Below are 10,346 nucleotides of genomic sequence, written 5' to 3'. Positions count from 1 at the left end.
CGGGCACGTCCCCCGCCCCCGAGGCCCTCGAGGACTCCCTGCCGCATCCCTCAGACCCCTCCGTCACCCCGTTCCTCCTGTTCGAGGGTGACGCCGGTGCGGCCATGGACGCCTACCTCACCGCCTTCGTGGAATACCTGCCGGTCACCGAGGTCCGCCGGGACCTCTTCGACGACTCCTCCCCGCGCGGTGCCGAATGGGCGGGCAAGGTCCTGCACGGCGAGCTCGAGATCGCCGGCCAGCGGCTGCGGTTCTTCGACTCCTTCACCCCGCACGGGTTCACGTTCACCCCGGCCATCAGCCTGTTCGTCGAGCTGCCGGACGCCACCGCGGTGGACGCGATCCACGACGCCTTGATCGCCGGCGGCGGCCGTGACTGCATGCCGCCCGACGACTACGGCTTCTCGCGCCGCTTCGCGTGGGTCGGGGACCGCTTCGGCGTGACCTGGCAGCTCAACGCGGCCTGAGCCGGTGACGGCCCGTGCCTGAAGGCGACTCCCTCGTCCGCGTCGCGCACCGGCTCCGCCCCGTGCTCGAGGGCCGGGTTCTGACGCACGCGGACCTGCGCGTGCCCCGCCACGCCACCGCGGACCTGACCGGCTGGACGGTGGCCGAGGTCCTGCCGCGCGCCAAGTACCTGCTGATGCGGCTGACCCCGCCCACGGCCCGCCCCGGGGCTCGGCCGCTCACGCTGATCTCGCACCTGAAGATGGAGGGGCGCTGGCTCGTCTCGGCCGTCGACGCGCGGTGGGGCGCCCCCGCCTGGCAGGTGCGGGCGGTGCTGGAGACGGCGGAGCACCGTGTGCTCGGCGCCCAGCTGGGCCTGCTCACCCTCGTGCCCACCGCCGACGAGGCCACCGTCCTCGGCCACCTCGGCCCCGACCTGCTGGACCCGGCCTGGGACACGCCCGACGACGGCGCCGCGCTGCTCGCCGAGGGCGTGCGGCGGCTCACGGCCCGGCCCGAGCGGCCGGTCGGCCTGGCCCTGCTCGACCAGCGGCTCGTCTCCGGGATCGGCAACATCTACCGCTGCGAGACCCTCCTGCTGGCCGGCATCGACCCGCACCGGCCGATCGGCGAGGTGCCCCCGCCACGGGCGCCCGGCGCCGGACCACGGGCGTGCGTCCCAACCCGGGGCGACCCTTCGGGGTCGAGGTGCTGGTCCCGGCCGGTCCGTCACCCGGCACGGCACCCGGCCGGACACCCGGCACGGCACCCGGCCGGACGCCGTCGTACTGGGTCTACGGGCACGACCGCACCCCGTGCCTGCGCTGCCGCGGCCCCGTCCGCCAGGAGGACTACGGCTCCCCCGAGGACGACGCGCGGCGGCTGTGGTGGTGTCCGCACTGCCAGCGCTGACCCGGACGCACCCGAACGGTGGCCGCGTGTCCTCCCCGCTCCCTACGCTGAACCTGCCCCGACCCGAGGAGAAGTCATGGCCGACCCGTTCCCGAAGGACCCGGAGGGCGCCGTCGTCGCGCTCGTGCTGGCCGGCGGCACCGGCGGCCGCCTCATGCCGCTCACCGCGGCCCGCGCCAAGCCGATGGTGCCGCTGGCGGGCCAGTACCGGCTGATCGACGTCGTCCTGTCCAACCTGACCCACTCGCGCCTGCGGGACGTGTGGGTCGTGGAGCAGTACCGCCCCTTCACGCTGAACCAGCACCTGGCCGGCGGCCGGCCGTGGGATCTCGACGGCACCCGCCACGGCCTGCGCATCCTGCCCCCGGCCCAGGGCCGCGCCGAGGAGGGCTTCGCCCGCGGCAACGGCCACGCGATCGCCCAGCAGCTGCCGCTGCTGGAGCAGTTCGGCGCCGAGACCGTCGTCGTGCTCTCCGCGGACCACCTGTACCAGCTGGACCTGCGCCCCGTGCTGGCCGAGCACGCCCGCTCCGGCGCCGAGCTCACCGTGGTCACCACCGAGACGGACGAGGACCCCTCGCGCTTCGGCGTCGTCCAGGTGGGCGACGACGGCGCCGTCACCGACTACGCCTACAAGCCGGAGGACCCGGCGGGCACGCTCGTGGCCACCGAGGTGTTCGTGTTCGACGTCGCCGCGCTCTCCGAGGTGGTCGGCGACCTCGTGGCGGGCGAGGACGAGGCGGCCACCAAGGACGAGGGTGAGACCGATGAGGACGGCGACCCCGTGGGCTCCTCCCTCGGCGACTACGGGGAGAGCATCATCCCGGCGTTCGTGGCGCGGGGGCGCGTGCGGGAGCACCGCCTCGTGGGGTACTGGCGGGACATCGGCACCCTGGACGCGTACGTCCGCGCCCACCGGGAGATCCTCGAGGGCACCGGCCTGGACGTCGCCGCCGAAGGCTGGCCGCTGATCACCAACCCCCACCAGGCGCCACCGGCGTGGGTGGCCCCGGACGCCCGCGTCTCCGGCTCGCTGCTCAGCCCGGGCTGCCGGATCGAGGGCGAGGTCTCGGACAGCGTGGTCGGCCCCGGGGTGGTCGTGGCGGCCGGCGCCACGGTGCGCGGCAGCCTCCTGCTCGGCGACTGCGAGGTCCCCGCGGGCGCGGTGCTGGACACCGTGGTGGTCGACGTCGGCGGGGCGGTCCCGGCGCGCGAGGTGACGGGGCGCGCCGCGCCGGCCGAGGAGGTCGTGGTGCTCACCCCGCAGGACCGCGGCCCGGCCGAGGACGAGACCACCGGCTCCGGCCGGCCCGGCCGGTCGGACTGAGCGGCGCCGGTCGGACGCAGCCGCGCCGGGCTGGGAGGATGGGCCCGTGGCCGGCCCCTCCCCCCTCCCCCCGCGCAACGGCGTCAACGCCACGCGCCTGCGCCTGCCCGCCTCCGGCTGGCCCACCGCGCAGGACTACGTGCTCCACCGGTTCGGTCACGTGGACCCGGACGGCATCCGCGCGCGCTTCGCCCGCGGCGAGGTCGTGGCGGCGGACGGCACCGCACTGACGCCGACGACGCCGCTCGGCGTGCACGACGACCTCTGGTACTACCGGGACGTGCCCGACGAGGCCCCGCTGCCCGTGACGCACACGCTCCTGCACCGCGACGAACACCTCGTGGTCATCCACAAGCCGCACTTCCTGCCCACCACCCCGGGCGGCCGCTTCGTCCAGGAGACCACGCTGGTGCGGCTGCGCAACGAGCTCGGCCTCGATGACCTCGTGCCCCTGCACCGGCTCGACCGGGCGACGGCCGGCGTCGTGATGTTCTCCGCGAACCCGGCCACCCGCGGCGCCTACCACCTGCTGTTCGAGCGGCGTGCCGTGGCCAAGACCTACGAGGCCGTGGCGCTCCTGCCGGACGCCTCCGACGACGCCGCCCGCGGCCCCGGCGCCCCGGCCGACCCCGTCCTGGGGCGGTTCCCGCTGACCGTGCGCAGCCGGATCCGCAAGGACAAGGGGGTCCTGCGCTCCGTGGTGGAGGAGATCCCGCCGGCCGCGTCGGGACGCCGGGCGGGCGCGCCGGTGCGGACCCGGCGGTCGAACCGGCCCCATGTCGGGGCGAACGCGGAGTCCCGGGTGGAGCTGCTGGGCGTCGGCGTCTCCGCCGGGACGCTGGCGGGGCGGCGCGTGGCGCACCTGCGACTCACCCCGCGCACGGGCCGCACCCACCAGCTGCGCATCCACCTGGCCGCCCTGGGCCTGGGCATCGCGTTCGACCCGTTCTACCCGGAGCTGCTCGACCTCGCCCCGGACGACGTCACACGGCCCCTGCAGCTGCTCTCCCGGTCGCTGCGCTTCACGGACCCGGTGACGGGCGAGGAGCGGGAGTTCACCTCCCCCGCCCAGCTGCAGGAGCGACCGCGGTGACGGGCGGGGACCCGGCCGGCCTGCTGGACGCGCTCGGAGTGTGGTTCCACCCGCTCACCGCGCTGCTCGTGGCCCTGGACGCCCCGATCCCGCCCGTCCCGTCGGAGGTGGTGGTCATCGGCTCGGGGGCGCTCGCGGTGGAGGGCCGGGTCTCCCCCGTGGCCGCGGTGCTGGCGGCGTGGCTGGGCTGCTGGGCCGGGGACGTCGGCCTCTACGCGCTGTTCCGCCACGGCCTCGCCGACCGCCTGGACCGCTGGGCGTGGTGGCGGCGGATCCACCGGGGGATCCGGAGCCTGCTGGTGCGGGTGGGCCCGGCGGGCAGCCTGGCGGGGCTGTCCGTGCTGCGGTTCGTCTCGGGCGGACGGACGGCGTCGATGGCGGCGGCCGGGATCGGCGGGATCCGCTGGCCCGTGTTCCTGTGGCTGTCCGGGGCGGGCTCGCTCGCGTGGTCCTCGTCCATGGTGGGGCTCGGCTGGATCACCGGCCGGGCCACCGGCCTGCCGTGGTGGGCGTCCGCGATGGTCGGCATGGTGTTCGGTACCCTTGCAGGGTTGATGATCGCGGGGATCATGGCCCACCGTCGCCGGGGCCGGAAGGGGTGAGCATGCAGGACGCGTCCTCCGAGTCCCGCGCCGCCCTCGAGCGCCTCCGGGGCGCCTCGGCGCCCCGTCCCGACGACGACTCGACGCGTGCTCCCGCCGCGCGCCCTCGCCGCGCCCTGGCCGCGCCCGGGGAGATCTCCCGCCGCGATCTGCGCCGTCACGAGCGCGCCCTGCGCTCGGGCCGACCCGAGACCGCCGCCGAGCGCCGCGTGCGCGAGGACCGCCGCGCGGACGTGCACCGCGCCATGGACCGTCTGCGCACCCCGGGCGCTCCCGCCCAGCAGCGTCCACGCCGCGACCTCAGCGAGATCCTGGACCGCCTCGGCAGCCCGGACCTCGCCCGTTTCACCGACCCGCTCGTCGGCACGGTCGAACGCATCCTCCCCGCCCCGGGCCGGGACCCGGAGAAGGCCGCGGAGGCCGCACGCCGCCGCACTGCGGCCGAGGAGCGCCGGCGGGCCCGCCTCGACGAGGAGGCCCGCCGGGCCCAGGCCGCGCGGGTGGCCCGCCGCCGCCGCGAGGAGGAGAAGCAGCGCCGTCGGCGTGAAGCCGAGCGGCGCCGTCGGGTGGCGGCCGAGGAGAAGGCCCGTGCCGCCGCCGAGGCGGACGCCCGCCGCCGGGAGCGGGAGGAACGGCGCCGCCGGGAGGCGGAGGTCGCCGCCGAGCGCGCCCGCGTGCAGGCGGAGCGGCGGGCCCGCGAGGAGGCCGCGCTCGCCGAGCGGGAGCGGCTCCGGCTCGAGGCGGAGGCGGAGGCGGAGCGCCGTCGGCAGGCGGCCGAGGCCGAACGCCGTCGCCTCGAGGCCGAACGCGTCGAGGCCGAGCGGCGCCGTCGGGCCGAGGAGGCCGAGCGGCGCCGTCGCGAGGCAGAGGAGGCCGCCCGCCGCGAGGCCGAGCGACGTCGTCGCCAGGCCGCCCGCGTCCGCGCCCACACCGTGCTGCACGCCGAACGCGCCCTCGCCCAGGCTCGGCTCCTCGAGGACCGCGCCCGGGAGGCCGAGCGCCGCGCGGCGGAGGACGCCGCCCGCCGCCGCCGCGAGCACGAGGAGCGGGAGTCCCGCGCGCTCGCCCGGGCCGCGCGCGAGCTCGAGGGCCCCGAGGTCTTCCCGGCCGCCGCCGACCGGCCGCTGCTGTCCGACCCGGAAGAGCGGCTCACCGATGAGGAGCTGTTCGCCCGAGCCCGGGTGGCCTTGCCCGAGTGGCGGCGGCGGCAGCGACTCTCCACGAAGGCGCAGGCCGTCCGGGCCGAGGCCATCGCCCACTCCCCGGCGGGGCCGGTCACGGGCGCCCTGCCCCTGATCCCCGGCTACACCCCCGCTCCGCCCGAGGAGCCGGCCGGCTCACCGACCGCTGCGGACCGACGCGGCCAGGCGCTGCTGAGCGTCGTGTGGGCGCTGTTCGTGCTCTCCGGTGCGTGGGGCCTCGGTCTGGCCGGCCGCGTCCCGGGGCTCGCCGCGCTCGACGCCGGCGCGTACCCGCTCACCGCCGACGGCCGACACGGCCCTGGCGCGAGCGTGTTCGGACTGTCCCCGCTGCACCCGGCGATCTGGCCGGTGCTGTGGCTGCTGACCGGCATGTACGTGCTGCGGCAGTGGGGGCGGGGCCAGGGCGCGTCGCCGCGGCACCGCCGCATCCGGGGCGCGGTCGCGGGGACCCTGCTGGCGCTGGCGCTGTGGTTCCCCCTGGCCGTCCTGGCCCCCGGGGGCCTCGACGTCGTCCCGTGGCTGCTCGCCCTCGTCCTCATGCTCCGTGTGGTCCGGCGGCTCGGCGCACGCCCGGCGGCCCGCCGCGTCGCACGGGTGGCCGAGGACGGCGCGCTCGGCGTGCTGCTGGGCACCCTCCTCGCCGGCGCGCCCACCGCGGTGGGCGCCGCCCTCCACGCCTGGGGTGTGCACGTCGGCTGGTTCCCGACCGAGCTGCTCGCCCTGCTGGTGCTGGTGGCCCTGCTGCTGGCGGCCCTGCGCCTCGTGCTCGGGGGGCGCGGCCGCATGGGTGTGGCCCTGGGCATGGCCTGGACCCTGCTCTGCCTCGCCCTGCCCCGCCTGCTGCCCAGCCCGCTCGGGGCGCAGCAGAGCGTGTGGGTGGGTCTCGCGGCCGCCTTCGGGGCGCTGCTGCTGGTCACCGCCGCGGCCGTGCGCCGCTCCTGGGCCCGCCAGATCGAGCGCGACGCCGCCCGCCGGCCGCACCCGGCCGGCGCCTGAGCCCGGCCCCGTTCAGCGCCCGAGCCCAGCGGGCACCGGGACCCACCGGCCGCCGTCGCGCCGGAGCACGTCCAGCCGGCCCGTCACGGCGACGCCGGACACCGCCTCCGCCATCCGCCGCGCCACCTCGGCGGCCTCGGCGTCCTCGCCGGCCCGGTGCGAGCCGGGCACCGTGAAGCGCAGCACGATCCGCGGGACGCGCGCGACGACCTCGATGTCCTTGGCCGCGAGCACGTGCGTGGCCTGGACGGCGGCCTCGGCCAGGTCCATGACCTCTTCGGGCCGGTGGCCGGGCAGGAGGTCGCCGATCTGCAGGCGGGCGCGGTAGGAGGGCATGGGCCCAGGGTAGGGGTGGACGCAGCAGCGGTGACGACTTCTCTCGTCGCACGGGCCGGCCCGCCCTTCCGCCCGCGGCGGACGCGAGCCCTCCCGTGTCCGGACCCGCTCGTAGGGTGGGGTGCATGACTCAGACCGCCACCCCGCAGACCGACGCCCCCGCCGTGCCCGCGATCTTCGAACCGATCGAGATCAACGGCGTGCGCGTGCGCAACCGCCTGATCCTGCCGCCGATGTGCCAGTACTCGTGCGAGGCGCGCGACGGCGTCCCCCACGGCTGGCACTTCCAGCACCTGGGCGCCCGCGCGGCCGGCGGCTTCGGGATCGTGGTGGCCGAGGCCACCGCCGTCACCCCCGAGGGACGCATCTCCGCGTGGGACACCGGCCTGTGGAACGACGAGCAGCGGGACGCGTGGGCGCCGATCGCCGAGTTCATCGCCTCCCAGGGCGCCCTGCCCGCCATCCAGCTCGGCCACGCCGGCGCCAAGGCCTCGACCGTCCCCATGCACCCGGGCGCGCCCGCCGGGCAGCCGATCCTCGAGGGCCCCGACTCCTGGGAGACGCTCTCCCCCTCCGGCGTGGCCACCAACTCCATGGAGATCCGCACCCACGCGATGCGGGTGGACGAGATCCGGGAGACCGTCCAGGCCTTCGCCGACGCCGCCGAGCGCGCCGACCGTGCCGGCTTCGGCGCCGTGCAGCTGCACGCCGCCCACGGCTACCTCATCCACCAGTTCCTCTCGCCGCTGACCAACACCCGGACCGACGAGTACGGCGGGGACTTCGAGGGCCGCACCCGCTTCCTCAAGGAGGTCGTGGCGGCCGTGCGCGAGGTGTGGCCCGCGGACAAGGTCCTCGGCATCCGCATCTCCGGCTCGGACTGGGTCGAGGGCGGCTGGAGCATCGAGGAGACCGTCCGCCTGGCGCAGGAGCTGCAGGGGCAGGTGCACTGGTTCGACCTGTCCTCCGCGGGCATCGGGGACACCTACGAGGGCCCCCAGGGCCCGGGCTATCAGGTGCCGCTGGCCACCGCCGTGAAGGAGGGCACCGAGGGGATCGTGGTGTCCGCCGTCGGTTCGCTGACCGGCGCCGAGGAGGTCGCGGCCGTGGTGGACGAGGACCGCGCCGACGCCGTCTGCGTGGGCCGCGCCGCCCTGGCGAACCCGAACTGGCCGACCGCGGCCGCCCTCGCGCTCGACGTCCCCTCGGAGCAGGTGCCGATGGCCCGGCAGTACTTCCGAGCCAAGTGGTGAGCGGAACACGCGGGACCCGGTGTGCCCCCGGCGCGGAACTCCGGTAGAACAGAACCATGAGCGTGCGCACCCCCGACCCGAATCCGGGCTGGCTGTCCGACGAGGACCTCTACGAGGCCCGGCGCCGGCTGCCCATGGTGTATGTGGAGGCCATCCCGGTGCGGCTGGACTCCCTCGGCTACGTCACCGAGATCGGCCTGCTCTACGTGGCGGACGAGACCGGCACGTTCCAGCGGACGTTCGTCTCCGGACGCGTCCAGTACCGGGAGACCATCCGCGCCGCGCTGATGCGCCACCTGGAGAAGGACCTCGGCCCGCTCGCGTTCCCGCAGCTGCCGCCGTCGGTGGTCCCCTGCACCGTCGCCGAGTACTTCCCGGCGCCGTCCGAGACCGGGCTGACGGACGACCGCCAGCACGCCGTGGCCCTGGTGTACGTGGTGCCGGTGACGGGTGAGTGCCAGCCGCGCCAGAACGCGCTCGAGCTGACCTGGCTCACCCCCGAGGAGGCCCTCGGCGAGGACATCCAGGCCGAGTTCATCGGTGGCCGCGGGGACCTGGTGCGCCAGGCCCTCGCCCACGTGGGATGGGGGCGCTGAGCATGGCACCGGTCGTCGGCGGCTACCTCCGCCATCTGAAGTCCCAGGACGTGCAGCCCGGGGACAGCTTCCTGACCCGCCGCGGCGAGCCCGCCCCGCCCGTGGCCTCGACCCGGGTGATGCGGGACGACTTCGGCACCCCCGCGCTCGTGATCGCCACCCTCGAGGGCGGCCGGGAGGTCAGGATCGCCCACGGCTCCGTGATCCGGGTCCGCACGGACCGCCCGGAGGAGCGCAGGGCCGTCCCGGACACCACCTTCTCCCCCGTGGACGCGGGGTCCCCCGAGGAGCGGATCGTCGCCGTCGGCAAGCGCCACCTCGAGGACACCGAGCTGACCGCCACCGCGGCCCGGCTCTCCCACGGGTTGAACCTGCGCTCCGGCTCCCAGCTGGAGGACGTGTTCGGCATGGCCGAGCGGCTCTACCTGCTGCACGAGGACACCGAGGGCACGCTGGCCACCCTGGGCCTGCTGACGAACCTGCCGTGGGACGGGGCCGTGGGGCGGTGGAAGTCCATCCAGGCCGCGCTGTCCCTGGCGTCGCTGATCCTGCGCGAGGAGGGCGAGCACATCGCCGCCGCCAACCTCGGTCGGCGCCTGCTCGAGGCGGACGAGGTCCCCTCCGAGCCGGGCCGGGCGGCCCGGGTGCTCGAGGTGCGCCAGCGCCAGCTCAACGAGCCGCCGCTCTACGACCGGGAGATCTCCCGCGCCCTGCAGGCCCGCGACGCCGAGGCCGAGTATCAGTGGCGCCGCGCCCGGTTCGACCAGCTGCTGTACCTGCGCGCCCGCGGCGGGTCTGAGACGCTCACTGACGCCGACCTGGATTCCCGGATCGCCCGGGAGCTCGGCACGCTGCGCACCCTCGCCGACGAGCTCGAGGCGAAGGCCGCCACGCGCCGGTGAGGTCCGGCCGCGGGACGGGCGTCGAGGGCCGGCCCCGTCCCCGCTGACACGCCCTCCGGGGTGCGGCTCGTGTGGCACACCTCACTTCCCAGCCCCAGTCGGGGCTGTGCTCCCGGCATGACCGGCCCCGCACCCGCCCAGCTCCGCCCCCTCCGCGCCACGGGCACGCCCGCCGTCCTGGCGGCCTTCCACGCGGGCACCGTCGGCATGGCCGACCCCGCAGAGGTCACCGACGACGCCTCCGCCCGCGCCTACGTCGACGGACTGGTCCAGGCGGAGGGGACGGACGCCGTCGCCGTGGTGGAGCGCGGGACGGACACGCTGATCGGCCTGGTCGCCGTCGTGCGCGACGAGGCGCACGGCACCGGCGCGCTCACCGCCTGGCTGCATCAGGGCTGGCGCGGGGACGCGATCATGTCGCGTGCGGCGACCACCGTGGCGGGCGCCGAACTGGCCGAGGGCGACCTCGAGCGGATCGAACTGGCCCACCGGGCGGACAGCCCGACGGCGGGGGCCGTCGCCCGGGCCGCCGGGCTCCGTCACGAAGGCACGCAGCGCGGCCGCCTCCGCGCGGGCGGGCGGCGGCTCGACGTGCACCTCTACGGCCGGCTGGCCGCGGACCCGCTGCCCGAGGAACGCGTCCGTCCCCTGCCGTGGGCCTCCGACGCCCGCCCCTGGGC

At 76.6% G+C, this 10,346-nt stretch carries 10 protein-coding genes; 9 read left to right on the top strand and 1 reads right to left on the bottom strand.

Annotation, left to right across the window (positions count from 1 at the left end):
* The 5 genes from J1M37_RS03350 to J1M37_RS03325 form a co-directional block, all read left to right on the top strand.
* Positions 1-467 (top strand): VOC family protein (locus J1M37_RS03350; RefSeq protein WP_206452095.1); only part of this gene is annotated, 467 nt, incomplete at its 5' end.
* A 14-nt stretch (positions 468-481) separates the two neighbouring features.
* Positions 482-2,686 carry a sugar phosphate nucleotidyltransferase gene (locus J1M37_RS11400; protein WP_342345106.1) on the top strand — a complete coding sequence of 735 codons (2,205 nt, stop codon included), beginning with the start codon at positions 482-484 and terminating at the stop codon, positions 2,684-2,686.
* A gap of 46 nt (positions 2,687-2,732) precedes the next feature.
* Positions 2,733-3,779, top strand: a complete 1,047-nt coding sequence (locus tag J1M37_RS03335) for a pseudouridine synthase (protein ID WP_206452093.1) — start codon at positions 2,733-2,735, stop codon at positions 3,777-3,779.
* Positions 3,776-4,381, top strand: a complete 606-nt coding sequence (locus J1M37_RS03330; protein ID WP_206452092.1) for a VTT domain-containing protein — start codon at positions 3,776-3,778, stop codon at positions 4,379-4,381. The genes J1M37_RS03335 and J1M37_RS03330 overlap by 4 nt, the downstream gene beginning before the upstream one ends.
* 2 nt (positions 4,382-4,383) lie before the next feature.
* Complete coding sequence (locus J1M37_RS03325) at positions 4,384-6,579, top strand: hypothetical protein (RefSeq protein ID WP_206452091.1); 2,196 nt, start codon at positions 4,384-4,386, stop codon at positions 6,577-6,579.
* A gap of 12 nt (positions 6,580-6,591) precedes the next feature.
* Here the strand turns inward: J1M37_RS03325 and J1M37_RS03320 are convergent, their stop codons facing one another.
* Positions 6,592-6,915, bottom strand: coding sequence for a hypothetical protein (locus tag J1M37_RS03320; RefSeq protein WP_036339857.1), 324 nt, complete (start codon positions 6,913-6,915; stop codon positions 6,592-6,594).
* Positions 6,916-7,040: 125 nt separating this feature from the next.
* Between J1M37_RS03320 and J1M37_RS03315 the strand changes: the two genes are divergently transcribed.
* The 4 genes from J1M37_RS03315 to J1M37_RS03300 form a co-directional block, all read left to right on the top strand.
* Positions 7,041-8,168: an NADH:flavin oxidoreductase/NADH oxidase gene (locus tag J1M37_RS03315; RefSeq protein ID WP_036339859.1), complete on the top strand. Its 1,128-nt coding sequence runs from the start codon at positions 7,041-7,043 to the stop codon at positions 8,166-8,168.
* Positions 8,169-8,224: 56 nt separating this feature from the next.
* Complete coding sequence (locus J1M37_RS03310) at positions 8,225-8,764, top strand: NUDIX hydrolase family protein (protein ID WP_036316089.1); 540 nt, start codon at positions 8,225-8,227, stop codon at positions 8,762-8,764.
* Positions 8,765-8,766: 2 nt separating this feature from the next.
* Positions 8,767-9,666 (top strand): DUF6707 family protein, encoded by a 900-nt coding sequence (locus J1M37_RS03305; protein WP_241246372.1) that lies wholly within the window; start codon positions 8,767-8,769, stop codon positions 9,664-9,666.
* Between the two features lie 117 nt (positions 9,667-9,783).
* Positions 9,784-10,346: GNAT family N-acetyltransferase (locus J1M37_RS03300; protein ID WP_206452096.1), on the top strand; the 563-nt coding region annotated here is incomplete at its 3' end.

The sequence above is a fragment of the Micrococcus sp. KRD012 genome (assembly GCF_017168555.1).
In the GTDB taxonomy this organism is placed as follows: Bacteria; Actinomycetota; Actinomycetes; order Actinomycetales; family Micrococcaceae; genus Micrococcus; species Micrococcus luteus.
Note: the sequence above shows the minus strand (reverse complement) of the source record. Positions and strands in the feature narration are given on the sequence as shown.

Bases quoted from the DNA above. Each gene is read 5' to 3' on its own strand.
- J1M37_RS03325 (WP_206452091.1), top strand. From the start codon at position 4,384: ATGCAGGACGCGTCCTCCGAGTCCCGCGCCGCCCTCGAGCGCCTCCGG.
- J1M37_RS03315 (WP_036339859.1), top strand. From the start codon at position 7,041: ATGACTCAGACCGCCACCCCGCAGACCGACGCCCCCGCCGTGCCCGCG.
- J1M37_RS03305 (WP_241246372.1), top strand. From the start codon at position 8,767: ATGGCACCGGTCGTCGGCGGCTACCTCCGCCATCTGAAGTCCCAGGAC.
- J1M37_RS03320 (WP_036339857.1), bottom strand. From the start codon at position 6,915: ATGCCCTCCTACCGCGCCCGCCTGCAGATCGGCGACCTCCTGCCCGGC.
- J1M37_RS03310 (WP_036316089.1), top strand. From the start codon at position 8,225: ATGAGCGTGCGCACCCCCGACCCGAATCCGGGCTGGCTGTCCGACGAG.